The sequence below is a fragment of the Acidovorax sp. GW835-FHT14G06 genome (assembly GCF_058793595.1).
Genome location: NZ_JBXAGA010000002.1, coordinates 40,574 through 65,803 on the forward strand (window position 1 = coordinate 40,574; position 25,230 = coordinate 65,803).

20 protein-coding genes are annotated in these 25,230 nt (G+C 62.6%); 6 read left to right on the forward strand and 14 right to left on the reverse strand.

All coding sequences use genetic code 11. From position 1 onward, the window contains the following. Positions 1–255: 255 nt before the first annotated feature. From nosR to AC1Q64_RS02685, 14 genes are all read right to left on the reverse strand, one after another. Entirely contained in the window at positions 256–1,608 is a 1,353-nt protein-coding gene (gene nosR / locus AC1Q64_RS02620; protein WP_492250356.1) for a response regulator c-di-GMP phosphodiesterase, NosR family, read from the reverse strand. 69 nt (positions 1,609–1,677) lie between these two features. Beyond that, entirely contained in the window at positions 1,678–2,694 is a 1,017-nt protein-coding gene (locus AC1Q64_RS02625) for an ATP-binding protein (RefSeq protein WP_492250357.1), read from the reverse strand. Beyond that, positions 2,691–3,584: an HDOD domain-containing protein gene (locus AC1Q64_RS02630; protein WP_492250358.1), complete on the reverse strand. Its 894-nt coding sequence runs from the start codon at positions 3,582–3,584 to the stop codon at positions 2,691–2,693. Before AC1Q64_RS02630 ends, AC1Q64_RS02625 begins: the two co-directional genes overlap by 4 nt. Before the next feature lie 217 nt (positions 3,585–3,801). Further along, on the reverse strand, positions 3,802–6,777 hold the full coding sequence (locus AC1Q64_RS02635; RefSeq protein WP_492250359.1) for an EAL domain-containing protein: 2,976 nt from the start codon (positions 6,775–6,777) through the stop codon (positions 3,802–3,804). Between the two features lie 181 nt (positions 6,778–6,958). Next, positions 6,959–7,819, reverse strand: coding sequence for an S-formylglutathione hydrolase (gene fghA / locus AC1Q64_RS02640; RefSeq protein WP_492250360.1), 861 nt, complete (start codon positions 7,817–7,819; stop codon positions 6,959–6,961). A gap of 173 nt (positions 7,820–7,992) precedes the next feature. Continuing rightward, positions 7,993–9,108, reverse strand: coding sequence for an S-(hydroxymethyl)glutathione dehydrogenase/class III alcohol dehydrogenase (locus tag AC1Q64_RS02645; protein ID WP_492250361.1), 1,116 nt, complete (start codon positions 9,106–9,108; stop codon positions 7,993–7,995). Positions 9,109–9,149: 41 nt separating this feature from the next. Next, positions 9,150–9,416, reverse strand: a complete 267-nt coding sequence (locus tag AC1Q64_RS02650) for a metal/formaldehyde-sensitive transcriptional repressor (RefSeq protein WP_056064906.1) — start codon at positions 9,414–9,416, stop codon at positions 9,150–9,152. Between the two features lie 218 nt (positions 9,417–9,634). Then, positions 9,635–10,945 (reverse strand): citrate synthase, encoded by a 1,311-nt coding sequence (locus tag AC1Q64_RS02655; RefSeq protein WP_291435940.1) that lies wholly within the window; start codon positions 10,943–10,945, stop codon positions 9,635–9,637. 59 nt (positions 10,946–11,004) lie between these two features. Continuing rightward, a complete protein-coding gene (locus AC1Q64_RS02660; protein WP_492250362.1) occupies positions 11,005–11,331 on the reverse strand; it encodes an FAD assembly factor SdhE in 327 nt (108 codons plus the stop codon). 25 nt (positions 11,332–11,356) lie between these two features. Next, positions 11,357–12,061: a succinate dehydrogenase iron-sulfur subunit gene (locus tag AC1Q64_RS02665; RefSeq protein ID WP_015015057.1), complete on the reverse strand. Its 705-nt coding sequence runs from the start codon at positions 12,059–12,061 to the stop codon at positions 11,357–11,359. Between the two features lie 21 nt (positions 12,062–12,082). Continuing rightward, the gene (sdhA, locus tag AC1Q64_RS02670) at positions 12,083–13,891 is read right to left on the reverse strand and encodes a succinate dehydrogenase flavoprotein subunit (protein ID WP_291435945.1); all 1,809 of its coding nucleotides are present in this window, start codon (positions 13,889–13,891) and stop codon (positions 12,083–12,085) included. A gap of 22 nt (positions 13,892–13,913) precedes the next feature. Then, the gene (sdhD, locus tag AC1Q64_RS02675; protein ID WP_015015055.1) at positions 13,914–14,279 is read right to left on the reverse strand and encodes a succinate dehydrogenase, hydrophobic membrane anchor protein; all 366 of its coding nucleotides are present in this window, start codon (positions 14,277–14,279) and stop codon (positions 13,914–13,916) included. A 63-nt stretch (positions 14,280–14,342) separates the two neighbouring features. Next, positions 14,343–14,777: a succinate dehydrogenase, cytochrome b556 subunit gene (sdhC, locus tag AC1Q64_RS02680; protein WP_291435947.1), complete on the reverse strand. Its 435-nt coding sequence runs from the start codon at positions 14,775–14,777 to the stop codon at positions 14,343–14,345. Positions 14,778–14,910: 133 nt separating this feature from the next. Continuing rightward, the gene (locus AC1Q64_RS02685) at positions 14,911–15,699 is read right to left on the reverse strand and encodes a GntR family transcriptional regulator (RefSeq protein ID WP_291435948.1); all 789 of its coding nucleotides are present in this window, start codon (positions 15,697–15,699) and stop codon (positions 14,911–14,913) included. A gap of 235 nt (positions 15,700–15,934) precedes the next feature. On the opposite strand from AC1Q64_RS02685, the gene AC1Q64_RS02690 reads away from it, so the two are divergent. The 6 genes from AC1Q64_RS02690 to sbmA all read left to right on the forward strand — a co-directional run bounded on the left by AC1Q64_RS02690 (position 15,935) and on the right by sbmA (position 25,218). Next, positions 15,935–16,921, forward strand: a complete 987-nt coding sequence (locus AC1Q64_RS02690; protein WP_291435950.1) for a malate dehydrogenase — start codon at positions 15,935–15,937, stop codon at positions 16,919–16,921. A gap of 20 nt (positions 16,922–16,941) precedes the next feature. After that, on the forward strand, positions 16,942–18,009 hold the full coding sequence (locus tag AC1Q64_RS02695; RefSeq protein ID WP_492250363.1) for an HpcH/HpaI aldolase/citrate lyase family protein: 1,068 nt from the start codon (positions 16,942–16,944) through the stop codon (positions 18,007–18,009). A gap of 32 nt (positions 18,010–18,041) precedes the next feature. Next, complete coding sequence (locus tag AC1Q64_RS02700) at positions 18,042–18,683, forward strand: hypothetical protein (RefSeq protein WP_492250364.1); 642 nt, start codon at positions 18,042–18,044, stop codon at positions 18,681–18,683. A 106-nt stretch (positions 18,684–18,789) separates the two neighbouring features. Continuing rightward, positions 18,790–21,381: a bifunctional aconitate hydratase 2/2-methylisocitrate dehydratase gene (acnB, locus tag AC1Q64_RS02705; protein WP_291435955.1), complete on the forward strand. Its 2,592-nt coding sequence runs from the start codon at positions 18,790–18,792 to the stop codon at positions 21,379–21,381. Between the two features lie 143 nt (positions 21,382–21,524). Beyond that, a complete protein-coding gene (locus AC1Q64_RS02710; protein ID WP_492250365.1) occupies positions 21,525–24,083 on the forward strand; it encodes an ankyrin repeat domain-containing protein in 2,559 nt (852 codons plus the stop codon). 145 nt (positions 24,084–24,228) lie between these two features. Continuing rightward, positions 24,229–25,218: a peptide antibiotic transporter SbmA gene (gene sbmA, locus AC1Q64_RS02715; RefSeq protein ID WP_291435962.1), complete on the forward strand. Its 990-nt coding sequence runs from the start codon at positions 24,229–24,231 to the stop codon at positions 25,216–25,218. The last annotated feature ends 12 nt before the right edge of the window (positions 25,219–25,230 follow it).

The window sequence follows — 25,230 nt, forward strand, 5'->3', positions numbered from 1 at the left end:
AGGGCGCAAAGCCTGAGAGCCTGTTTACGATCTCGCAGGGGGCTGCGCTCCAACCCTTCGGGCAGCGGTCTTTGCGGGCGGTCTGCGGCGTTGCGGCGCTTGCCAATAGTCTGGCTGTTGGCTGCACCCCGCGCCTTGCACACCATCCCGCAAAGACGGCTGCGCGACCCCTGGGAGATCGTAAACAGGTTCTCAGAGGCAGGACGCTATGTTCGCGGTGAAATCATCACGGCTTCATCCCGGGGCGGATACCGCCTACGTTGGAGCGTCGGGGCGTATGTCCAGCTTGAGTGCCAGGCCTTCGACCTTTGCATAGCGCTTGATGCGTCCGATCAATTCAGCCGTCAGCACATGCCCTGCCGACAGCAGCAGGACGCCTTCCTGGGAAAAAAGGTCCTTGCCCAGTGCCATGCCCGGCTCTAACTGGGCCGCAGCCAACGAGAGAAGTCGCTCTGGAGGGCGGGGGGGCTCTTTTTGCATGATGTGCAAAAACAGATCGATCACTTCGGCATCAAACTGCGTGGCACGACCTCTTTGCAGGAGGGTTCGTGCTTCGGTGTCGGTCAGCGGCGTACCTGTCAGGTGCCCGTGCGTGAGATCGTCAAAGGTGTCAACGACGGCCAGAATCCGGGCGCCTATCGGAATCTGCGCGCCCTCCAACCGGTCCGGAAAGCCGCTGCCGTCCCAGCGCTCATGGTGAGAGCGGATGATGGCCGCTACGGGTTGGTGTTCATCCAGCGCCATGAACGCCTGGGCGCCAAGCACCGGATGGCGCTGGTAGCTGATCATCTCCTCGGCAGTGAGCCGGCCAACCGGCTTATTCAGGATGCTGTCGGGCAGTGCCATGAGTCCCATGTCGTGTAGCAGTCCTGCTACGAACACATCTTGCAGGGCGCTGTCCGTGAGCCCCATCATTTGTGCGACCTTGCGCGCCAGGCTGGCGGTGCGCTTGCCGTGTCCAACGAGCAAGCCACTGCGGAGCTCCATGAGGTTGGAGAAAATTTTGATGCTGGTCAGGTAGTTGCGGCGCAGTTGGTCGTTGGCATGCTGAAGTTCGGTTGTTCGTTCCTGGACGCGGTCCTCCAGCCCAGCATTGAGGTCCCGCAGCTCTTCGTTCTGTGCTGCGGTCAGGGCTTGCAGGCGTGCCCGATCACGCTGTAGCAACCGGTGCTCCGCAGCCTGGCGCACCGTCAGGCGTAGCTCGGTTTCGTCCCAGGGCTTGTGGATGTACCGGTAAATCTGCCCATCGTTGATGGCCGCGATGGTGGCGTTCATGTCGGCATAGCCGGTCAGCAGAATGCGGGCAGTTTCCGGCCAGCGCACTCTCACGTGGCCCAGGAATGCAGCTCCGTCCATGCCAGGCATGCGCATGTCGCTCACCACCACATCGACTGCATGCGTTTCCATCAGCTGCAAGGCTTCGGTGCCGCCCGTTGCTTGCAGGACCTTGCAGTCTTCGGCTCGCAACACGCGCTTGAGCGCAGACAGAATGCCTGGCTCATCGTCGACGCACAGTACTGTCCAAGGCTGCTCGGAGGCGTCCAGAGGGGGTTGTGACGGGTCTGGCCCTTGTGCTGGGGCCAGGCTGCCGTTAGGACTGGGCAGCATGGTGGAAAGGTCCGTCGGGGTCATCTTGCGTCAAGCTCCATCGCGGTGGGTGAGTCGGTGGCCGCTGGGTCATGCCTGCGGTTGCGCCGTATCGTTGCGCTGCACCGGGACGGTGACGCGGAAGGTGGTCCCGTGGCCTATTTCGCTGCTCACTTCGAGGCGGCCCCCGTGCTTCTGCACGATGCCGTATGACAACGAAAGCCCGAGGCCCGTACCCTGGCCCACCGGTTTGGTGGTGAAGAAGGGGTCGAAGATCCTTTGCAGATTTTCTGGGGCGATGCCCGCGCCGTCATCGGAGACTTCCACCCACGCGTCGCCGCCAAATGTTCCCGTGCGGATGGTGATCGTTCCGCGTTCCTTGGTGATGGCGTGGGCGGCATTGACCAGCAGGTTCATGAACACTTGGTTCAGTTCGGATGGCAGGCACTGAACGTCTGGCACGTCGCCATAGAGCTTCACCACATCGGCCTTGTACTTGATCTCGTTGTTCACGATGTTCAGCGTTGAGTCGATGCCGTGGTGCAAGTTGACGCTCTCCCACTCCTGGCGAGCGTCCACCCGTGAGAAGTCCTTGAGGTCTTGCACTATCTTGCGCACGCGCTGGATGCCGTCGCGCGATTCGCGCATCAGGTTGGGAATATCTTCCTTGAGGTAGTCAATGTCCAGGTCTTCACGCAATTGCCGCACTTGTGTGAGAGCCTCGGAATCGTGCAGGCTGGCCTCTGTGTCCTCGTAGGCGGATAGCATTCGGAACAGGTCCTGCAGGTATTGCTCCAGGGTCCCGAAGTTGGAGAAGATGAAACCGATGGGGTTGTTGATCTCGTGGGCCACGCCTGCGGCAAGCTGCCCGATGGACGCCAGTTTTTCCGACTGGATCAGCTTGTTCCTGGCGTCTGAGAGTTTGGAGTTCAGAACCTTCAGTTCCTTGTTGGCTTGAAGCAACTCGCCAACGATCGCCCGGATTTGTTCGTCGGACATCTCTGCAAGCGTCAACTCCGTAGGCTGAACGATGGTGCTCAGGGGGCCGCTGTCATCGTGCAACTCTGTTTGCGCAGCCGCGTTGCCGTCTTGGATCGGTGAAATCATGGTGTTTCCTTTCTGGGGCGAAGCACGGACTCCAGTTGCTGAAACTCTTCTTCAATGCCACGCAGTAGTGCCGCTGTGCGCTGCTCTGTCAGTGCGAGTCGCTGCCACACGCTGCTGTTGATGGCCGGCACGGCTTCACTCGCCAGTTCTGCCAGGTCCAGCGCGTGCGCCAGAGCGTCGGCCACATGCACCACGTCGGCCAACATGGCCTTTGACGCGCTGCCCGGCTGGTGGTGACCTGCAATGGCCTCGGTGATCTCGGGGGCAAAGTGCCAGTGCTGGCACACCCACTGTCCCAGTTCTGCGTGGTGGATACCGGTGAGCGCCTGTTCAGCCTCGAAATACGGCAGGTCCTGTGAGTCCGCCCATGCCATGATGACGGCGGCCTCTTCGGGATAGTGGCTATCCACAACGAGCCGACCTACGTCGTGCAGAAGACCGGCTGTGAAAGCCGCTGGCTCGTTCATGCCGTGCAGCCTGGCTATTTGCCTTGCTGCCACGGCGCACCCGATGGAGTGACGCCAGAACGCCTCGATATGCAGTGCCTTGCCATGCAGTTTTTCGAATTGCACCGTGAGCGCTGCCGCCAGCACCAACGTGCCTAGCTGTCGCAAGCCCAGGACGTTGATGGCATCACGCACCGAGCCTATGCGATTGGAAAGACCGTAGAACGGAGAATTGGCCAGTTGCAGCACCTTGACCGACAGGGCTTGGTCAAGCTGCAGGGTGTTGGAAAAACTGTCTATCGATGTGTCGTTCTGCGCCATGAGGGCTTGCAGCTGCACAACCACTGTGGGAAGGGACGGCAGCGAGCGGATGTCGTCTGCCAGGGCCTGTCGGTCCAGCGTGATGCGAGGGGGCGGCATCGATGCGACGGGCAGAACATTCATAGAGGCACCCCGCGATATTGGTACAGCGCGCGCCGCAGTTCCAGAGGCACATCGTCGGCAGAAAGCCGCCGGAAAAGGTATCCGAGCCGAACAGCAGCAGTGGAGGCGGGAAGGGGGAGGGAGACCGACGGGCCGGCTGCGGGCCGGGGCTGTTCCAGCGGACCGCATACGACAGCACTGGCATTTTGCTCGGGTGGCGGAATGGCGGTGGGTGAAGTCATGATTGCGCCTGTTGGGAAACGTTATGGATGAGTGTCAGAACCAGGCCGCGTGACGCGGCGTGGTCCAGCGCACGCACCCACGCCTGCCAGCTGCGGCCGCGTAGCGATAGCGTGACCATGCGTGCGGGCTGGCCGCCAGACATGCCGGCTGCTGCACTCAGCGCCTCATAGTCCCGCCCCAGCGCCTGGGCTGCTGATTCACCCAGCATCGGTGTGTCTGCACCCAGCACACGCTGCAGTTCGAGGTTGGTCAACACGATGGTGCCGTGGGAGTCAACCCCCAGCAGTGCAACAGGCAGTGCGTCGAGCAGATCGCGTGCGGTGTTGGCGCGTGCAGCCTCCAGATCAATCTGCCGCTGTTGGTTGCCCAGCACCTGCTCCAGGCGTTCATTGGCGCGCGTGAGGGCCTCGCTTGCGGTGACCACCTCGGTCGCCAGTCGCTTGTTTTCGTCAGCCATTTCCTTGTGGGCAAACGCCTCGCGTACATGCTCCAGCAGGCGCTCGTCGTCCCAGGGCTTGGTCAAGAAGCGGTAGATGGCGCCTTCGTTGACCGCATCGGTAATGGACTGGAGTTCGGTATAGCCCGAGAGCACAAGCCGGACTGTGTCAGGGTAGAGGTCCTTGGCGCGGCGCAGGAATTCGACGCCTGTCATGCCCGGCATGCGCTGGTCCGAGAGAACTACGTCAACTTCATACTCCGTCATGCGCTGTAGTCCCTCAGCCCCGCCGCTTGCGGTGACGATGCGATAGCCGTCGCGGCGGAACAGGCGTTTGAGCGACGAAACGATGCTGGGCTCGTCATCCACCAGCAGCAGCGTGCGTTCGCGACGGCGGGAGAGCATGCTGTCGGGCAGGCGCTTGCGTTGCGACAGCATCTGGATGAACGTTTCTCCATCTACCGGCGAGGCCAGCACCGGGCCTTGCATCCGGTCACATCCGCTGGCGATCAGCAATGTGAGTTGGCCTGTGGTTTCCACACCCTCGGCCATGACCTGCATCTGCAGGCTATGGCCCATGTTGATGATGGCCCGTGTGAGGGATACCGCACCCACGGCTGCCGTCACATCGGGTACGCAAGAGCGGTCGACCTTGATCACATCAACGGGAAGGCTGCGAAGCAGTGCCAGATTGGTGAAGTTCGCGCCGAAGTCACCCAGGGTGATTTCGACACCCAGCGCCTTGAGTTGCGTCAGCGTGGGGGCCAGACCGTCTCCGCCGTCAACCAGCGCACGCTCGCTGATCTCCACCCCCAGGCTTTGCGGTGAAAGCCCGTAGTGTTTCATGGTGTGCCGCATTTTTTCGAACACGTCGTGCTGCTGAAGCTCCAGCGTGCTGATCCTCGTGCTCATGCGGGGCACCCTCACCTTTGTTTGCTCCCAGGACTGCAACTGGGCGCACAATGCATTGCGTTTCCAGTCGCCAAGGCTCACCACCAGGCCCGACTGCAGCGCCACCGGCATGAACTCCTTGAACGGCACCGGGCCCAGTTCGGCACTCGTCCATTCGAGCATTGCCTGAGCGCCAATGACTTCCCCGCTCCCCAGATCCGCCTGCAGCTGATAGGAGAGCGTTAACTCTCCGCGTTCGGCTGCGTGACGCAAGCCTGACTCGATGGCCAGACGGCGCAAGGCCATCGCGCGTGTTTCTGGTGTGAACACCGCCACTTGCTCACCTTGTGCATCGATGCGCATGCGCGCCATCTGCGCTGCCTCCAGCAGATCGCCAGCGGTCTCGGCATCCTGTGGAAAGCGGGCAACGCCCACACAGGCGCTGGGCACGATTTCAGACGCGCCCACCCGCTCGGCGTGCGACAGTGCTTGCACCACGGCCCTGGCGTGGATGTGGCCCGTTGCATCCAGGCGGCTGCTTTGTGGCGACACCATGATGGCGAACTCGCCACCGTCAATGCGCGCAACGACATCGCCCGGCTCGGCCAGGGCTGTTAGCCGCTCGGCCACGGCCCGCGCCATGCTGTCTCCCGCGCCATAACCCATGGCCTGCTTGAGCTGATCGACCTTGTCGACCTGCACCGACAAAACGAGGAAGGTGCCAGGATCCCACCGTGCATTGTTCACCGCTGCATCGATCTGATCCAGCAAGAAGGTTCGGTTGCTCAGACCAGTGACCTCATCCTGGTGGGCCAGCTGTTGAATGCGTTGCTCCGCCTGACGCTGGGCCGTGATGTCCTGCACGATCAGGTACCCGTGCAAGCGTCCGGCGGCGTCTGCCTCGACCATGCCACGCTGGAGCACCTCCATGCGGGTGCCGTCCTGTGCGACCAGTCGGTGCTGGAACTCGAAAGGTTCGTCGGTGATGGCGCCTTGCCATATCGCAGCGACGTAGCCACGTTCCCCGGCGGGTACCCATCGCAGGAAGCTTGCGCCGCGCCGGGGCTGCGGACTGAAAGGTGTGCCCAGAAGCTGGTGCAGCCCTTTGGAGGCGACCATCTTGCCCGTGGCCATGTCAATTTCAGCCGAGCCGCTGCGGCCGATGGTTTCGGCCTGTTCCAGCATGCGTGCGCGCCAGGTGGCTGAAAAACCGGGGCCTTCACGACGTGTGTCGTCCACCAGGGTCACCACCTCCGTGCCGCCCATCAGCTTGTCGAGCGACCGGGTATAGGCCCTGCCCACCAGCAGGCTGCCGTCTGCCCGCTTGCAATGCACCACGCGTGTTTCGCCACCGATGTGCTGCAGCTGGGGCCACAGGTCAGGCCAGCGCTGCTCCAGGTCCGGCGCGGCTGCGTTGCAATCGCTGTCATCGCCACCCAGCGTGCGAGCCATGTGCCGATTGATGAACAAAGGCCGCCCGTGCTGCATGACACACAGGCCCATCGGGGTGGAGTCAAATAGCTGGGCTTTCAGCCATTCCTCGGCTGTCCAGTCGGCCAGTTGTCGCGGCGCTGCGGCTTGTGATCCCGTTGGATCGTCATCCGCAGAAGGGAGGGGCGATGGGGCTGTTTCTGTGGAAATCATGCTGTCCTCTACAGGCAGGCCGCGATCGAATCGGCAGCCTGGGGGACATTATCATTTCAAAATATGATAAATAAAAGCATATTTATCAAATATTTTAAATTTGGAGCACATGACCTTCCTCCCAGACCTTTCCACGGGCCTGGGTGATCCAATCTTTCCCCCGTCATCCGGGGGCTTGGCATCACAGTCGCGCAGCGTGGTGCGTCAAATGATCCCCGACAAAGCTCTGCACGAAGTAGTAGCCGTGGTCGTAGCCCGCGTGACGGCGCAGCGTCAGCGGCTGGCCGATGGCCTGGCACGCAGCCTCGAACAGGTGGGGGTGCAGCTGGTCTGCCAGGAATTTGTCGTCCATCCCCTGGTCGACGAGGATGCCCGCCGGGTAGGGCGCAATGGGCTGGTGCTGCATCAGCACCGTGGCGTCATGCTCCAGCCAGGTGGTGCGGTCGGGGCCCAGGTAGCCGGTGAAGGCCTTTTCGCCCCACGGGCACTGGGTGGGCGCGCAGATGGGCGCAAAGGCCGACACTGTCTTGAACCGGCCTGGGTGGCGCAGGGCCAGCGTGAGCGCCCCATGGCCGCCCATGCTGTGGCCGAAGATGCCCAGGCGCTGCAGGTCGATGGGCAGATGCTGGCCCACCAGGGGCAGCAGCTCTTGCAGCAGGTAGCTCTCCATGCGCCAGTGGGTGTTCCAGGGGCTCTGCGTGGCGTCCAGGTAAAAGCCTGCGCCCACGCCAAAGTCCCAGCTGGCCGTGGCGCCGGGCAGGGACTGCACTGCCTCACCGCGCGGGCTGGTGTCGGGTGCGATCAGGGCCAGGCCCAGCTCGGCGGCCAGGCGCTGGGCGCCGGCCTTGATCGCAAAGGTCTCTTCTGTGCAGGTCAGCCCGGCCAGGTACAGCACGGCGGGCACGGGGCCCTGTTGGGCCTGGGGCGGCAGGTACACTGAGAACTTCATCGGCAGGCCGATGGTGGTGGATGTGTGCTGGTAAAAGCGCTGCTCGCCGCCAAAGCAGGCATGCTGGCTGAGCAGGTCCAGGGGAGTGGTCATGGTGATTGCTCTTGAATTGATAGCTACTCAGGCAATATCTTGTAGCGCTTGAGGCATTCGGGGCTTGTAGTGGGCCGAAAACTCGGCTCCAGGCCGTTTGTCATGGCCGGCCAGGGCCAGCACCCAGAATGCCCTGTAGTGTCAGGGGCCGTGGGCGCTGGCGGCCTACGGAGTTACGCGGCGTACTTGACGACCGAGCGGATGGACTTGCCTTCGTGCATAAGGTCAAATGCCTCATTGATGTCCTTCAGGCCCATGGTGTGCGTGACGAACGGCGCGAGCTGGATCTTGCCTGCCATCGCGTCTTCAACCATGCCGGGCAGCTCGCTGCGGCCCTTGACGCCGCCAAACGCCGTGCCCAGCCACTTGCGGCCGGTGACGAGCTGGAAGGGGCGGGTGCTGATCTCTTGCCCCGCGCCCGCTACGCCGATGATGACCGACTGGCCCCAGCCCCGGTGCGCGCATTCGAGTGCGGCGCGCATCACGTTCACGTTGCCGATGCACTCAAAGCTGTGGTCCACGCCCCAGGTCGTCATCTCCACGATGACCTGCTGGATCGGCTTGTCGTGGTCCTTGGGGTTCACGCAGTCGGTCGCGCCAAAGGTGCGGGCCAGGTCGAACTTGGAGGGGTTGGTATCGATGGCGATGATGCGCCCGGCCTTGGCCAGCTTGGCGCCCTGGATCACGGCCAGGCCAATGCCGCCCAGGCCAAACACGGCCACGGTGTCGCCCTCTTGCACCTTGGCGGTGTTCTTGACGGCGCCCAGGCCCGTGGTCACGCCGCAGCCTAGCAGGCAGACCTGCTCGGGGTTGGCGTCGGGGTTGACCTTGGCGAGCGACACCTCGGCCACCACGGTGTATTCGCTGAACGTGCTGCAACCCATGTAGTGGTATATCGGTTGGCCGTTGTAGCTGAAGCGGGTGGTGCCATCGGGCATCACGCCCTTGCCCTGCGTGGCACGCACCGCGACGCACAGGTTGGTCTTGCCGCTCTTGCAGAACAGGCACTCGCCACATTCGGCGGTGTACAGCGGGATCACGTGGTCGCCGGGCTTCAGGCTGGTCACGCCTTCGCCAACTTCCACGACGATGCCGGCACCTTCGTGGCCCAGCACGACGGGGAATAGGCCCTCGGGGTCTTCACCGCTCAGGGTGAACGCATCGGTGTGGCAGACGCCGGTGTCGGTGATGCGGATGAGCACTTCGCCCTTCTTGGGCGGTGCCACGTCGATCTCGACGATCTGCAGGGGTTCTCCAGCTTTGAAGGCTACGGCGGCACGGGATTTCATGGGGTGGTCCTTTCAGTCAATCGGGTGGGGTGTGGGGCGGTTTATTTGAGGTACGAGCGAAGCAGGGCCAGTGTTTCGTCAATGGCTTGCTGCGAGGGAGCCGGCTTTTCTGCCAGCGTCTCGCGCACATGGCTGTCGAGCAGGTCGGCCATCAGCCCGTGCACTGCGCCACGCATGGCAGCCAGCTGCTGCAGGATGGGGGCGCAGTCGCTGCCTGCCTCCACCGCGCGTTCCAGCGCCTCAGCCTGGCCTTTGATGCGGCGCAGCCGGGTGATGGCACGTTGTTTGTCTTCGGCAGTGTGGGGCATGAGCAGGCGGCGGCTGACCGTTAACTGGGGTGTACTGGGTGGCAGTATAAAAGACAAGCGCATATGCTGATTGCGCTACGGACATTAAAAGACCTATTACTCAGGGGGAGTATTGAGAGGTTTTTCATAAAACCCATGCCGATGAGCCATGAAAAAAGCCCGCAGGCACTGCCTGCGGGCTTGATGGTGGGGAGCAGACGGCGCGGGCGCCGTACCGATCAGCGGTTGGCCAGGGGAGGCACGTCGCGGCGCACGGAGCCGGTGAACAGCTGGCGTGGGCGGCCGATCTTGTACTCGGGGTCGCCGATCATTTCGTTCAGCTGGGCGATCCAGCCCACGGTGCGGGCCAGGCTGAAGATGCCGGTGAACAGGTTCACGGGGATGCCGATGGCGCGCTGCACGATGCCGGAGTAGAAGTCCACGTTCGGGTAGAGCTTGCGCTGCACGAAGTAGTCGTCTTCCAGGGCGATCTTTTCCAGTTCCTTGGCCAGCTTGAACAGCGGGTCGTTTTCGAGGCCCAGTTCGGCCAGCACTTCATTGCAAGTCTCTTGCATGAGCTTGGCGCGGGGGTCGTAGTTCTTGTACACGCGGTGGCCAAAGCCCATCAGCTTGACGCCGGAGTTCTTGTCCTTGACCTGCTTGATGAAGTCGCCGATCTTTTCCACGCCGCCTTGGGCCTGGATGTCGTACAGCATGTTCAGGGCAGCTTCGTTGGCGCCGCCGTGGGCAGGGCCCCACAGGCAGGCCACACCAGCGGCGATGGCCGCAAACGGGTTGGTGCCCGACGAGCCGCACAGGCGCACGGTGGAGGTCGAGGCGTTCTGCTCGTGGTCAGCGTGCAGGATGAAGATGCGGTCCAGTGCGCGTTCCAGCACGGGGTTGACCTTGTACTCTTCGCAGGGCGTACCGAACATCATGCGCAGGAAGTTGCCTGCGTACGAGAGGTGGTTCTGTGGGTACATGTAGGGCTGGCCCATGCCGTACTTGTAGGCCATGGCAACCAGCGTGGGCATCTTGGCGATCAGGCGGATCGCGGCGATCTCACGGTGCTGCGGGTTGTTGATGTCCGTGCTGTCGTGGTAGAAGGCCGACAGGGCGCCCACCAGACCGGTCAGCACAGCCATGGGGTGCGCGTCGCGGCGGAAGCCACGCAGGAAGAACTGCATCTGCTCGTTGACCATGGTGTGGTTGGTCACGCGGCTGGTGAAGTCGGTCTTTTGTGCTGCGTTGGGCAGATCGCCGTACAGCAGCAGGTGGCAGGTTTCCAGGAAGTCGCAGTTCTCAGCCAACTGCTCAATGGGGTAGCCGCGGTACAGCAACTCGCCCTTGTCGCCATCGATGTAGGTGATGGCCGACTGGGTGGCTGCTGTGGACAGGAAGCCCGGGTCATAGGTGAACATGCCCGTCTGTGCATACAGCTTGCGGATGTCGATGACGTCCGGGCCGATGCTGCCCTGATAGACCGGCAGGTCCACGCTGGGGCTGCCGTTACTGAACGACAGGGTGGCTTTGTTGTCAGCTAGCTTCATTGTTACTTTCCTTGGGTAGGTTGCCGATACGAATCCGGTCTTGGTGCGAGGGCTGGGTGTCAGGCATGCACTGCCGTGGCGCCACCGCTTTGTCTCAGCATGCCGAGCACTTCACGCGCTTCTTGTGTGTCTTGTTCGCCCGAGGGCTCGCGCCGCCGCAGCAGCAGGTCCAGCAGGTCGTTGTCCGCCAGATCCATCAGCGCGTTGAGGCCTTGCGCATGGCGCTGCGTCAGCGTTGATTCGAAGCGGTTGAAGAACTTCTCGATGAACAAGTCGTTCTCCAGCAGGCCGCGCCGGCATCGCCAGTGCAGCTTGCTCAGCTCGCGTTCGTCCAGCAGCGGCGAAGCCGCCTCTGGCGCGATGGAAGGGGTGGACAGCGTTTGCATGGACCGGTGTGTGGCAGGGCTGCGCTCAGATGGCGCGGCGCACCATCAGTTCCTTGATCTTGCCGATGGCCCGGGTGGGGTTCAGGCCCTTGGGGCACACGTCCACGCAGTTCATGATGGTGTGGCAACGGAACAGGCGATACGGGTCTTCCAGGTTGTCCAGGCGCTCCGTGGTGGCCTCGTCGCGGCTGTCGGCGATGAAGCGGTAGGCCTGCAGCAGACCAGCGGGGCCCACGAACTTGTCGGGGTTCCACCAGAAGCTGGGGCAGCTGGTGGAGCAGCTGGCGCACAGAATGCACTCGTACAGGCCGTTCAGCTCTTCACGCTCCTCGGGCGACTGCAGGCGCTCGGTTTCGGGCGGCACGTTGTCGTTGACGAGGTAGGGCTTGATGGAGTTGTACTGCTTGAAGAACTGCGTCATGTCCACGATCAGGTCGCGGATCACGGGCAGGCCGGGCAGGGGCTTCAGAACCACGGTGCCGGGCAGCGTGTTCATGTTGGTCAGGCAGGCCAGGCCATTCTTGCCGTTGATGTTCATGGCGTCCGAGCCGCAAACACCTTCACGGCACGAGCGACGGAACGACAGGGTGGGGTCTTGTGCCTTGAGCTTCATCAGGGCGTCCAGCAGCATGCGTTCGCTGCCGTCGAGTTCAACTTCGACGGTCTGCATGTAGGGCTTGGCGTCCTTGTCAGGATCGTAGCGGTAGATTTGGAAGGTGCGTTTTGCCATGGTGGGTGCTCCTGTATCCGTTTAGAACGTGCGAACCTTGGGCGGAACTGAGTCCACGGTCAGGGGTTTGAGTTTGACGGGCTTGTAGGTCAGGCTGTTGCTCTCGCTGTGCCACAGGGAGTGCTTCATCCAGTTGGCATCGTCGCGGCCCAGTGGTGCCACCGGGTCGTCTGCGGGGCGCTCGTAGTCGCTCACGGTGTGGGCGCCGCGGCATTCCTTGCGGGCAGCAGCGGACACCATCGTGGCTTGAGCAGCTTCGATCAGGTTCTCGACTTCCAGTGCTTCGATGCGGGCGGTGTTGAACACCTTGGAGTGGTCCTTCAGGCCCACGCTGTTGACGCGGTTGCGCAGCTCGGCGATCTTCTTGACGCCTTCGTCCATGCTCGCTTGCGTACGGAACACACCGGCGTGCAGTTGCATGCTGGCGCGGATGTCGTTGGCCACATCCTGGGCGTATTCGCCGCTGCTGGCGCCTTGCAGGCGGTTGAGGCGCTCCAGGGTGCGGTCGGCCGCATCCTTGGGCAGGGGCTTGTGGTTCTTGTTCTTGTCGTTGAACTCGACAATGTGGTTGCCAGCTGCGCGGCCGAACACCAGCAGGTCCAGCAGCGAATTGGTGCCCAGGCGGTTAGCGCCGTGCACCGATACGCAAGAGCATTCGCCCACCGCGTACAGGCCGTTGACCACGAGGTTGTCGTTGCCGCCTTGCTGCACTACCACCTGGCCATTGATGTTGGTGGGAATGCCACCCATCTGGTAGTGGATGGTGGGCACCACAGGGATCGGCTCCTTGGTGATGTCCACGTTGGCGAAGTTGACACCAATTTCGTACACCGAGGGCAGGCGCTTGTGGATGGTTTCTGCGCCCAGGTGGTCCAGCTTGAGCAGCACGTAGTCCTTGTTGGGACCGCAGCCACGGCCTTCCTTGATTTCCTGGTCCATCGAGCGCGATACGAAGTCGCGAGGTGCCAGGTCCTTCAAGGTGGGCGCATAGCGCTCCATGAAGCGTTCGCCGTTGCTGTTGAGCAAGATGGCGCCTTCACCACGGCAACCTTCGGTCAGCAGTACGCCCGCGCCGGCCACGCCGGTGGGGTGGAACTGCCAGAACTCCATGTCTTCCAGCGGAATGCCTGCGCGTGCAGCCATGCCCAGGCCGTCACCGGTGTTGATGAAGGCGTTGGTCGAGGCGGCAAAAATGCGGCCTGCGCCACCGGTGGCCAGCAGCGTGGTCTTGGCTTCGAGGATGTGCAGGTCGCCGGTTTCCATTTCCAGCGCCGTCACGCCCACCACGTCGCCATCGGCGTCGCGGATCAGGTCCAGGGCCATCCACTCCACGAAGAAGTTGGTGCGGGCCTTGACGTTTTGCTGGTACAGCGTGTGCAGCATGGCGTGGCCCGTGCGGTCGGCTGCAGCGCAAGCGCGTTGTACAGGCTTTTCGCCGTAGTTGGCGGTGTGGCCGCCGAAGGGGCGCTGGTAGATCGTGCCGTCGGTGTTGCGATCAAACGGCATGCCCATGTGTTCCAGGTCGTACACGACCTTGGGGGCTTCGCGGCACATGAACTCGATCGCATCCTGGTCGCCGAGCCAGTCGGAGCCCTTGATGGTGTCGTAGAAGTGATAGTGCCAGTTGTCCTCGGACATGTTGCCCAGCGACGCACCGATGCCGCCCTGGGCAGCCACGGTGTGCGAACGAGTGGGGAATACCTTGGAGAGAACCGCAACGTTCAGGCCCGCGCGGGCCAGTTGCAGGGATGCCCGCATGCCGGAGCCACCGGCTCCGATGATGATGACGTCAAACTTGCGCTTGGTGATGTTGGCTTGTGTGTAGCTCATTGTGTACCTTCAATCGCGGGAATCAGAGACGCCACAGAACCTGGATGCCCCAGCCGGCGCAGCTGACCAGCCAGACAATGCTGAACACTTGCAGTGCCAGACGCAGGCCCACGGGCTTGATGTAGTCCATCAGGACTTCGCGCAGGCCGACCCACGCGTGCCAGGCAATCGCGACGATCACGGAGAAGGTCAGCACCTTCATCCATTGGGCCGAGAAGATTCCGGCCCATTTGTCGTAGCCGATGGGGCCTTTGGAGAAAATCACCTGGGCCAGCAGGGCCAGGGTGAAGAGCGCCATCAGGACTGCCGTGACGCGCTGGCTGAGCCAGTCGCGCAGGCCATAGTGGGCGCCGACGACGACGCGCTTGGAACCGTAATTGACGGACATGGAAATTTCCTCTCGTGCTTCAGCGGGCGCTGGCTGGCAGCAACCGCCGTATTTGTGGATTGATCAGTACAGACCGAAAAGCTTGGCACCCAGCACCAGCGCCAGCGAAATGCTGATGACCAGCACTGCCAGCGCAGAGGTTTTGCCAAATTGCTTGTTCACGGCGCTGTGGCTCACGTCCATCCACAGGTGGCGCAGACCGGCAGTGAAGTGGTGCAGGTAGGCCCAGATCAGAGCCAGTGCGACCAGCTTGATGAACCAGCCTGGTACAAAACCGATGCCGATGTTGAAGGCCGCCGAGAATTTGGCGAACGAGATTTCGGAAGACACCGAGGTGTCGAACATCCAGATGATGAAAGGCAGCAGCAGGAACATGATCAGTCCGCTGGCGCGGTGCAAGATCGAAACCCACGCGGCAGGCGTCATGCGGTAGGTTGTCAAGTCCTTGAAGGCATTGATGTTGCGGAATTCAGGCCGTTTTTTGGCTAGTTCTGTCATTTCTGGTGCTTTCGTGGATGTAACTGCTTTGTAATTTGAAGATGCAAAGAACACAAAATTCTATTGCAACGCAACACAAGGGTTTAGCCGGGCTTGAAATTTTCGACGTTAATGCTCGGGTGCCAGCCTGCTGTCAGCTCAATTCATTACGGTAGTGATGGGTATCGGTGCGATACAGGCCCCGGCGTAACTCCATGGGAACATCGTTGTAGGTATAGGCAATGCGTTCGACGCTCAATAGCGGTGTCACGGGTGTGATCTGTAGCAGTTCTGCCTGTTCCTCATCGGGCAACACGGCGCGGATTTTTTCTTCGGCCCGTACCATGCGCACGCCAAAGTCGAGTTCGAACATGGCGTAGGTTGGCCCCTGGTAGTTGGCGAGCTGCTCGGCCGTGAGGCCCTTGAAGGCCTGCCCTGGCAGCCAGATGTCTTCCAAAATGGTGGGCACCCCTGCAAACGACAGGATGCGCCTGGCCTGCATGACGGCATCGCCGCTGCGCAGTGCGAGTGCGCGGGCCACGTCGGCGCTGGCTCGCACACGGCGGCAGTCGATCACGCGGCGCTGCGCGGGGCCCTCCACGCGAGCGTCTCCGGTGTCGGGTAGCAGCTTCAGAAAGCGGTACTGCACATGCTGCTCGGCGTGGGTGGCGACAAAAGTGCCTTTGCCCTGCCGGCGCATCACCAGGTTCTCTGCGGCCAGTTCGTCAATCGCCTTGCGTACGGTGCCCTGGCTGACGCGAAAACGTGCTGCCAGCTCCATTTCGCTCGGGATGGCCTCGCCAGGCTTCCATTCGCCCTGCTGCAGGCTTTGCAGGATCAGTCCCTTGATCTGTTGGTACAGCGGGCTGAACGCTGGCGTGGCGGCTCCCGCTGCGCTCTGAGGGGGCGCGGGGCTGTCTGCTGCGAACGGAAGCGATGACATGGTTTGAGATCTGTAAGTTGTGCGTGTGTTGTGTGCGGCAGTGCGGTTGCCGCATGACAATCGGACGACAAACGGGTTGCAATCATATCTTATATAAGACATAAGACAAATTGACCGAGGTGTCCAATCAGGGGTAAACTCCAATGCTGTTTTGCGGGGCACGGGCTACTGGTGACAGGCGCTGGTGCTTGCGTTGCACTCACACCTGTTTTCCTCACTTCCTGGAGTTTTCACCATGAGCAAGAAGCCCGTTCGCGTCGCTGTCACCGGCGCCGCCGGTCAAATCGGTTACGCACTGCTGTTCCGTATCGCCTCCGGCGAGATGTTGGGCAAGGACCAGCCGGTCATCCTGCAATTGCTCGAAGTCCCTGTCGAAGGCCCTCAAAAAGCGCTCAAGGGCGTGATGATGGAGCTGGACGACTGCGCCTTCCCGCTGCTCGTCGAGATGACCGCACACAGCGACCCCATGACCGCCTTCAAGGACGCGGACTACGCACTGCTGGTCGGCTCCCGCCCACGTGGCCCTGGCATGGAGCGTGCCGAGCTGCTGGCCGTCAACGGCGCTATCTTCACGGCTCAAGGCAAGGCTCTGAACGCCGTGGCCTCGCGTGACGTGAAGGTGCTGGTGGTGGGCAACCCTGCCAACACCAATGCCTACATCGCCATGAAGTCGGCCCCTGATCTGCCACGCAAGAACTTCACCGCCATGCTGCGCCTGGACCACAACCGCGCTGCCAGCCAAGTCGCTGCCAAGACCGGCAAGGCCGTGGCCGACATCGAAAAGCTGACTGTGTGGGGCAACCACTCGCCCACGATGTACGCTGACTACCGCTTCGCCACCATCAAGGGCGAAAGCGTTGCCAAGATGATCAACGACCAAGAGTGGAACGCCAACACCTTCCTGCCCACCGTTGGCAAGCGGGGCGCCGCCATCATCGAAGCCCGTGGCCTGTCTTCGGCTGCGTCCGCAGCCAATGCAGCCATCGACCACATGCGCGACTGGGCTCTGGGCACCAATGGCAAGTGGGTCACCATGGGTGTCCCATCCAACGGCGAATACGGCATTCCCAAGGACACGATGTTTGGTTTCCCCGTGACCTGCGAAAACGGCGAGTACAAGATCGTTGAAGGTCTGGAAATCGATGCGTTCTCGCAAGAGCGTATCAACATCACGCTGGCCGAACTGCAAGGCGAGCAAGACGGCGTCAAGCACCTGCTGTAAGCGAGCCGGTGAACGACGCAATGCAGCCGACGCCTGTGGCATCGGGCCTTCGGGCCACCCAAGCCCCCGTATCGGGGCAGGGTGCTGCGTCCGTCCATCCGCGCGATGTGTTGCTCGGCGCCCAAGCGCAGACCGGTTTTCTACCGGTCTGCGACCACTACAGTGGCGTGGAAGTGCGCATGCGCAAAAGCCTGCAATTGCAGGCGGAGATGACCCAGGAGTTTGGCACCTGCGTCTTTGATGTCACCCTCGACTGTGAAGATGGCGCACCCGTCGGGCTGGAGTCGCAGCATGCGTCCCTGGTGGCAAGTCTGGCAGCCACTGCGGCCCCCGCAGCTCGGGTAGCGGCCCGCGTTCACGCGGTGGACCACCCTGCGTTTGCCAATGATGTCGCCACGATCGCGGGCGAGGCAGGGCACAAGCTGTGCCACTTCATGGTGCCCAAGGTCGAGTCAGTGGACGATGTGCTGCTGGCTGAACGTGCGCTGGAGCGCGCGTCGGCGGCCCATGTGCCTCTGCATGTGCTGATCGAATCCCCAGCTGCCGTGCAGCGCGCCTTTGAAATCGCTGCCCACCCCCGTGTGCAGAGCCTGAGTTTTGGCCTGATGGACTTTGTGTCCGCCCATGGGGGCGCCATTCCCGCGCAGGCCATGACCTCTGCCGGGCAGTTCACGCACCCGCTGGTGGTGCGTGCCAAGCTCGAAATTGCCTCGGCCTGTCATGCGCACGGCAAGGTGCCCTCACATTGCGTAGTCACTGAATTTGCGGGCATGGTTGCCCTGCAAGGCGCTGCCAGCCGCGCATCGCGCGAACTGGGCTACACACGGATGTGGAGCATCCATCCGGCGCAGATCCGCACCATCTTGAAGGCCTTTGCGCCGCAGCAGGACGATATCGATACCGCATCCCGGATCATTGCAGCGGCTGCGTTGGCAAACTGGGCCCCCATCAGTGTGGATGGGGTATTGCATGACCGTGCGAGCTACCGTTTTTATTGGCAGATTCTGGAGCGCGCCCACAGCACTGGGCGCGCGTTACCCTTGGCGGTGCGTCACTGGTTTGACGCATCGACTCTCGTTCCATCGTGAACACCCCTGGATATTTCCACGCAGGACTTCCCATGAAATTCGTCATTGCCTCCGCTCTCTTGTTGCTGGCTCCGGCCTTCGCCTTGGCACAAACAACAGCTCAGCCAGCGGCCAAGTCCGACACCAAGGCTGCAGCCAAACCCGCTGCCAAGCCAGCCGCCAAAACGGCCGCCAAGCCTGCTGAGGGCAAGACTGCGGCCAAGGCTCCTGCGAAGAGCCATGCCACTGCCAAGGCTGAACCCACCAGCAGCCGTACCCAACTCAAGAGCGCCACCAACCAGGTGGCGGCCGGCATCATCGCCGCTGAAGCGGCCCTGTCGCCTGCCGAGCTGGCGATTGCCGAGCGCGTGCATGTGGGGCGCATGCCCTGCGAGCTGGGGGCCTTTGTCACGGTGACAGCCGATCCCGCAACCCCCGGCCACTTCCATGTGGAAGGCAAGGGCTTTAAGTACTACATGTCGCCGGTGGCCACGACCACGGGCACGGTGCGCCTGGAGGACACAAAGGGTGGTGCGGTGTGGCTGCAGATCGCCAACAAGTCCATGCTGATGAACCAGCGTGCGGGCCAGCGATTGGCCGACGAGTGCATGAGCCCTGAGCAGGTGGTGGTGGCGGAAGCCATCAAGAAGAACCCGCCCGTGAGCGTGCTGGACCCCTTGCCCGCCGCCAAGTAAGCCGCGCGGATCAACCAACGACCGGTGTGTGCGGAGCACGTGGGCCCTGGTGCCAACCCCTCCGTCACACGCTACGCCCCAACTTAGAACGCAACTGGAGAAAACGATGTTGAAAGCCTACCGAGACCATGCCGCCGAACGCGCTGCACTGGGTATCCCGCCTCTGCCCCTGGACGCCAAGCAGGTGGCCGAACTGATCGAACTGATCAAGAACCCACCGGCTGGTGAAGATGCCTTTTTGCTGGACCTGCTGACCCATCGCGTGCCTCCTGGCGTGGACGATGCTGCCAAGGTCAAGGCCAGCTTCCTGGCTGCTGTGGCGCATGGTGACATCACCGTGGGTCTGATCTCCAAGGCCAAGGCCACGGAACTGCTGGGCACCATGGTGGGTGGTTACAACGTGCACCCGCTGATCGAATTGCTGGACGATGCCGAAGTGGCCGGTGTGGCCGCTGAGGGCCTGAAGAAGACGCTGCTGATGTTCGACTTCTTCAACGACGTTGCCGTAAAGGCCAAGGCGGGCAACGCCAAGGCGCAGGAAGTCATCAAGAGCTGGGCCGATGCCGAGTGGTTCACCACCCGCCCTGAAGTCGAAAAGAAGATCACCGTCACGGTGTTCAAGGTGCCCGGTGAAACCAACACCGACGACCTGTCGCCTGCCCCCGATGCATGGAGCCGCCCTGACATTCCTCTGCACTATCTGGCCATGCTCAAGAACACCCGCGAAGGCGCGGCGTTCAAGCCAGAAGAAGACGGCAAGCGCGGCCCGATGCAGTTCATCGAAGACCTCAAGAAGAAGGGCCACCTCGTGGCCTATGTGGGCGACGTGGTGGGCACGGGCTCCAGCCGCAAGTCGGCCACCAACAGTGTGATCTGGGCCACGGGCCAGGACATTCCGTTTGTGCCCAACAAGCGCTTCGGTGGCGTGACGCTGGGTGGCAAGATCGCCCCCATCTTCTTCAACACGCAAGAAGACTCTGGCTCCCTGCCCATCGAAGTGGATGTGTCCAAGCTCGAAATGGGCGACGTGGTCGATATCCTCCCCTACGACGGCAAGATCGTGAAGAACGGCGAGACCGTGGTGGAGTTCAAGCTCAAGAGCGATGTGCTGTTTGACGAAGTGCGCGCTGGTGGTCGTATCAACCTGATCATCGGGCGTTCGCTGACCGCCAAGGCCCGCGAATTCCTGGGCCTCCCTGTTTCCACGTTGTTCCGCCTGCCGACCGCGCCTGTGGCAACGACTGCAGGCTTTACGCTGGCACAGAAGATGGTGGGCCGTGCCGTGGGCTTGCCAGAAGGCCAGGGCGTGCGCCCCGGGACGTACTGCGAACCCAAGATGACCACCGTGGGTTCGCAAGACACCACGGGCCCCATGACCCGTGACGAGCTGAAGGACTTGGCCTGCCTTGGCTTCTCGGCCGATCTGGTCATGCAGTCGTTCTGCCATACCGCGGCCTACCCCAAGCCTGTGGACGTGAAGACCCACCGCGAACTGCCCGCGTTCATCAGCAACCGTGGTGGCGTGGCCCTGCGTCCTGGCGACGGTGTGATCCACAGCTGGCTCAACCGCCTCCTGCTGCCTGATACCGTGGGTACGGGCGGCGACTCGCACACGCGTTTCCCCATCGGTATTTCTTTCCCGGCAGGCTCTGGCCTGGTGGCTTTCGGCGCTGCAACTGGCGTGATGCCTCTGGACATGCCCGAGTCGGTGCTGGTGCGCTTCAAGGGCGAAATGCAGCCTGGCGTGACGCTGCGCGACCTTGTGCACGCCATTCCTCTGTATGCCATCAAGGCGGGTCTGCTCACGGTGGCCAAGGCTGGCAAGAAGAACGTCTTCTCCGGCCGCATCCTTGAAATCGAAGGCCTGCCAGACCTGAAGGTTGAGCAAGCGTTTGAACTGTCTGATGCATCCGCAGAGCGTTCTGCTGCCGGTTGCACCATCAAGCTCAACCCCGAGCCGGTCAAGGAATACCTCACCAGCAACGTCGTGCTGATGAAGAACATGATTGCCGACGGCTACGCCGATGCACGCACACTGCAGCGCCGTATCGAAAAGGTGGAAGCCTGGTTGGCCAAACCCAACCTGCTCGAAGCCGACAAGGATGCCGAATACGCAGCCGTCATCGAGATCGATCTGGCCGACATCAAGGAACCCATCCTGTGCTGCCCCAACGATCCTGACGACGCCAAGACCCTGTCGGAAGTGGCCGGCACTAAGATCGATGAAGCCTTCATCGGTTCTTGCATGACCAATATCGGCCACTTCCGCGCAGCTGCCAAGCTGCTGGGCGGCAGCCGTGACATCCCCGTCAAGCTGTGGGTGGCACCACCCACCAAGATGGACGAGAGCGAGCTGATCAAAGAAGGCCACTACGCCAACTTTGGTGCCGCTGGTGCACGTACCGAAATGCCCGGCTGCTCGCTGTGTATGGGCAACCAGGCACAGGTGCGCGAAGGCGCTACCGTGGTGTCTACCTCCACCCGTAACTTCCCCAACCGCCTGGGCAAGAACACCAACGTGTTCCTGGCCTCTGCCGAGCTGGCTGCCATCGCGTCCAAGCTGGGCAAGATCCCGACGGTGGCCGAGTACCACGACGCCATGGGCATCGTGAACAAGGACGGCGCGTCGATCTACAAGTACCTCAACTTCGACCAGATCGAAGAGTACGCAGAAACCGCCAAGGGCGTCACCGCCTGATCCTCGCGTTTTTTGCGCAACAGAAGCGGCCCTCAGGGGCCGTTTTTTTTGGCCCACCTTGTGTGTCACACAAACGTCATCCATTCGTCACTATGCTGGAGCCCATAACAAGACATCCATAACAACAACAAAAGGAGGGAGCCATGGGCAACACCATGGGACGAGGGGTTTTGCTGGTTTTCTGCGCCATCTTTGCGGTGGGGTTCGGGGCCGGCGGGTATTGGGCAGGTTTGCGGCCCTTGGCTGAAACGGCGCTGGCAGCCTGGACCGTGAGACCATGGCAGCCCGTGCCAGCCCAGGTGCTGGATGTGCAATTGAAACAGCACGCGGGCAGCGAGGGCGGCACCACCTACCAGGTGCTGGCCCGGTACCGCTACACCGTGGCGGGGAAAACGTACGAAGCGCAGCGCGTGGGGCTGGACCGGCACCCCAGTGCCGACAACGTGGGCGACTGGCAGGCGCAATGGCACCGCACCCTGCACCAAGCGCAGGAGCGGGGCGAATCCATCACCGCCTGGGTCAACCCTCAGGCCCCAGCCCAAGCCCTGCTGGACCGCAGCATTCGCTGGCGGCTGCAAATTTTTCGACTGCCGTTTGCCCTGGTGTTCACCGGCGTCGGGGGGACTGCTGCATGGATGTTCCTGCGCATCTTGAGGCGCCCCCAGGACGATGTGCCCGACGACCTGGAGCCAAAGCATTCCCTGGCCAAGGGGCAGGGGGCGTTGTGGTTCTTCGCGGTATTCTGGTGTGGCATCGCTTTCCCTATGGCAGCCTTGTTCTGGTCGGACGGCAAAGGGCCCTGGTGGGCCAAGGGCTTCATGGGCGTCTTTGTGGTGATCGGCGTGGGCTTGGTCGCTGCCGCCTGGCAGAACAGCCGCAAGGCCTGGCGCTACCAGGGGGTTGGTATGACGGCCCTGCCATCGCGGCCCACGGCGGGGCGGCCGGTCGAAATCACACTGGTGCTGCCTGTGCGGGCTGTGCAGCAAGCCGGGGCCGAAAGCCTGCACCTGCAACTGGCGCAATACCGTGTGGACGAATCCAGCTCCGGCTCGCCCGAGCGCCAGGTGGAGGTGCTGAAGGCCACGGCGCGGCGCCAGCCGACCGGTGAGGGCGCGATGCGCCTGGTGGCGCGTTTTGAGCTGCCTGATGACGCCCCCACCCACGGTGCGCGGCGCGGTGGCGAGCGGGTGGACTGGCGGCTGGAACTGGTGCGAGCCGATGGTGCGTTGGAGCTCGCGTACGACCTGGCGGTCCAGGCTGTCACCCCGTCCTGGGCGGAGGCCGCTTCGGTGCCAGACCGTTTCGACCGGCGGACCCAGTGGACGCAGGAAGTCCCGATCGAACCACCCGCCTTGGGGCGTGATGTGGCCTCTCAGCTGTTGGATTCTCCGGGCATGGGGAAGTCGGTTGAATCCCCGGGCTTTCTTCCCCCTGGCGTGCGTTTGACCGAAACGCCAGATGCTTGGTCCCTCGCGTTCACGCAGACCGCTTGGCGCTGGTCTGCGGCGGTGGCCCTGGCTTTGCTGGCGCTGGAGTGGTGGGTGAATGACCGCATCCAGCCCAGCGCCCTGGTGCTGCCGAGTGGCTTTGGGGGTTGGTTGGCTGTGTTGGCGCTGCCCGCCTGGGCCTTGCATGCCGCCACCCGGCGGTGGACGCTGCGGGTGCAGGACGATGGCCTGGTCGTGCGTCGCGGCTCTTGGGTTTGGTCTCGCGTGGCAACCCTGCCAGGCGAATCCAGCCAGTCGCTGGTGCACAAGCTGCAGTTCACGGCAGGGACCCAGGCCTACCACGCGGTGCTGGGCAAGGATGCGTCAGGGCATTCGCAAAAGCTGACGCCAGGGCTGAGCGGCCCTGCCGCCGCGCAGGCCGTGGGCCAGGCGGTGGCCCTTGCGTGGCTGGACCGACGGGGGCGCTTCACGCCAGGGGCGCAGCGGCCCCAGGTGGCTGCCCATTCACGCCCAGTCTGGGGAGGCTGGGCATGGCTCTTGTTTTTCGGCTTGCTCGTGTGGTGGGCCCATGGCGGGCGCGCGTTGTTGGGGACAGGTCGCAGCGCAGTGCTGCAAGCACCTGCGGCAGTGGCCTCATCGCGCATTTGGGCACCTGCAGATGCCCGCCTGATGGACGCCCAGAATGCGGGCGATGCCAGCGCACTGGCGCAGGCACTGCGCGATGGCGCCAACCCCAACCTGCTGGCAGACACCGGCTCCTCCGTGCTGATGCTGGCCGCCCACCGGGGGCAGCTGGCGCACGTGCAGGCGCTGCTGCAAGCGGGGGCCCAGCCCGATTTGCGGCAAACGGCCAAAGACAGCGAGCGCGGCGACACGGCCCTCCTGCGGGCCTTCTATGGCGGCCATCTGGCGGTGGCGCAACGCCTGGTGCAGGCAGGGGCCAGCCTGCAGGCCCGCAATCGCTGGGATTGGGGCCCTGTGCACATGGCAGCGCAAAGCGGGTGTGTTCCATGCCTGCAGTGGTTGGTGTCCCAGGGGCAGTTGCTGGATGAGCCTGCGCCTGCCAGCCGGGGCGAAACACCGGCCATGCTGGCCGCAGCCAAGGGGCAGGTGGCCGCGCTGCGTTGGCTGGATGAGCATGGGGTGGATCTTTCGCGGCGTGATCCGCACGGAAACAGTGCGATGGATTGGGCGCGTTTTGGTGGACAGCAGCCGGCGCAGCAGTGGCTGGAGGAGCGAGCCCGGCAGCGCTAGAGTCAGGAGTCTGGCATGCCCTGTGCAAGGATGCTGGTTCGCGTGTGCACCCTGTGGGATGTGATGAAGGGCTTGGTGTTCTCAGCGGAACGTTCATTCTGTGTTGCACTCAGAGTCCGCAGAACCATTCCAACACGGCCCTACGATGTTCAAGTCCTTCTTTTTTGCCCGCCGCTGGTGGGCCTGGTCTATCTTGGGTTCTGTCGTCATTCTTTTGGCCACGGCATACCGCGTGCAGCTGGACGTGCAGATCAACGACTGGTTCGGCAGCTTTTACGATCTCATCCAGGAGGCTTTGGGCAAACCTGGCAGCATCACTGCAGAGCAGTTCTGGGGGCAGCTCACGACCTTTGCGCGCATTGCCATGATCTACGTGACGACGGCAGTGCTGGTAGATTTTTTCAGCAAGCACTACATCTTCCGCTGGCGCCAGGCGATGAACGAACACTACATGGCAGCCTGGCCACGCCTGCGCCATATTGAGGGTGCGGCCCAGCGTGTTCAGGAAGACACCATGCGTTTCGCCCGCACCATGGAGGACCTGGGCCTGAGCTTCATGCGCAGCCTCATGACGCTCGGGGCCTTTCTGCCGGTGCTTTGGGCGCTGTCAGACAAAGTCACCGCGTTGCCTTTGATCGGTGCCGTTCCTCACTCCCTGGTCTGGGTGGCATTGGCCTGGTCATTGGGAGGCACGCTGCTGCTGGCCTGCGTGGGCGTGAAGCTGCCGGGGCTGGAGTTTCACAACCAGCGCGTGGAGGCGGCGTACCGCAAGGAGCTGGTATTGGGTGAGGATGATCCGAACCGGGCCTCTCCACCCACCGCAGCCGAGCTGTTCGCAGGCGTGCGCCGCAATTACTTCCGGCTGTTTTTTCACTACCTGTACTTTGATGTGGTGAAGTGGTCTTACCTGCAGGTCAGTGTGTTGGTGCCCCTGGTGGCTCTGGGCCCCACGCTGATTGCGGGCGTGATCACCCTGGGCGTGATGCAGCAGATTGCACGGGCCTTTGACAAGGTGCTGGAGTCCTTCCAGTTTCTGGTGCTGAACTGGAGCACGGTGGTGGAGCAGATCTCGATCTACAAGCGCTTGCGTGCGTTCGAGCAGCAGATGCTGAAGGCAGTGCCTGAGGCTGCCTGAGTGCCTTCGGGG

Coding starts and splice junctions, on each gene's coding strand:
- AC1Q64_RS02695 (WP_492250363.1), top strand. CDS start 16,942: ATGCAGCCGACGCCTGTGGCATCGGGCCTTCGGGCCACCCAAGCCCCC.
- acnB (WP_291435955.1), top strand. CDS start 18,790: ATGTTGAAAGCCTACCGAGACCATGCCGCCGAACGCGCTGCACTGGGT.
- AC1Q64_RS02700 (WP_492250364.1), top strand. CDS start 18,042: ATGAAATTCGTCATTGCCTCCGCTCTCTTGTTGCTGGCTCCGGCCTTC.
- nosR (WP_492250356.1), bottom strand. CDS start 1,608: ATGCTGCCCAGTCCTAACGGCAGCCTGGCCCCAGCACAAGGGCCAGAC.
- AC1Q64_RS02650 (WP_056064906.1), bottom strand. CDS start 9,416: ATGCCCCACACTGCCGAAGACAAACAACGTGCCATCACCCGGCTGCGC.
- sdhA (WP_291435945.1), bottom strand. CDS start 13,891: ATGAGCTACACACAAGCCAACATCACCAAGCGCAAGTTTGACGTCATC.
- sdhC (WP_291435947.1), bottom strand. CDS start 14,777: ATGACAGAACTAGCCAAAAAACGGCCTGAATTCCGCAACATCAATGCC.
- sbmA (WP_291435962.1), top strand. CDS start 24,229: ATGTTCAAGTCCTTCTTTTTTGCCCGCCGCTGGTGGGCCTGGTCTATC.
- AC1Q64_RS02660 (WP_492250362.1), bottom strand. CDS start 11,331: ATGCAAACGCTGTCCACCCCTTCCATCGCGCCAGAGGCGGCTTCGCCG.
- AC1Q64_RS02625 (WP_492250357.1), bottom strand. CDS start 2,694: ATGATTTCACCGATCCAAGACGGCAACGCGGCTGCGCAAACAGAGTTG.
- AC1Q64_RS02690 (WP_291435950.1), top strand. CDS start 15,935: ATGAGCAAGAAGCCCGTTCGCGTCGCTGTCACCGGCGCCGCCGGTCAA.
- AC1Q64_RS02645 (WP_492250361.1), bottom strand. CDS start 9,108: ATGAAATCCCGTGCCGCCGTAGCCTTCAAAGCTGGAGAACCCCTGCAG.
- sdhD (WP_015015055.1), bottom strand. CDS start 14,279: ATGTCCGTCAATTACGGTTCCAAGCGCGTCGTCGTCGGCGCCCACTAT.
- AC1Q64_RS02710 (WP_492250365.1), top strand. CDS start 21,525: ATGGGCAACACCATGGGACGAGGGGTTTTGCTGGTTTTCTGCGCCATC.
- fghA (WP_492250360.1), bottom strand. CDS start 7,819: ATGACCACTCCCCTGGACCTGCTCAGCCAGCATGCCTGCTTTGGCGGC.
- AC1Q64_RS02635 (WP_492250359.1), bottom strand. CDS start 6,777: ATGATTTCCACAGAAACAGCCCCATCGCCCCTCCCTTCTGCGGATGAC.
- AC1Q64_RS02630 (WP_492250358.1), bottom strand. CDS start 3,584: ATGAATGTTCTGCCCGTCGCATCGATGCCGCCCCCTCGCATCACGCTG.
- AC1Q64_RS02685 (WP_291435948.1), bottom strand. CDS start 15,699: ATGTCATCGCTTCCGTTCGCAGCAGACAGCCCCGCGCCCCCTCAGAGC.
- AC1Q64_RS02655 (WP_291435940.1), bottom strand. CDS start 10,945: ATGAAGCTAGCTGACAACAAAGCCACCCTGTCGTTCAGTAACGGCAGC.
- AC1Q64_RS02665 (WP_015015057.1), bottom strand. CDS start 12,061: ATGGCAAAACGCACCTTCCAAATCTACCGCTACGATCCTGACAAGGAC.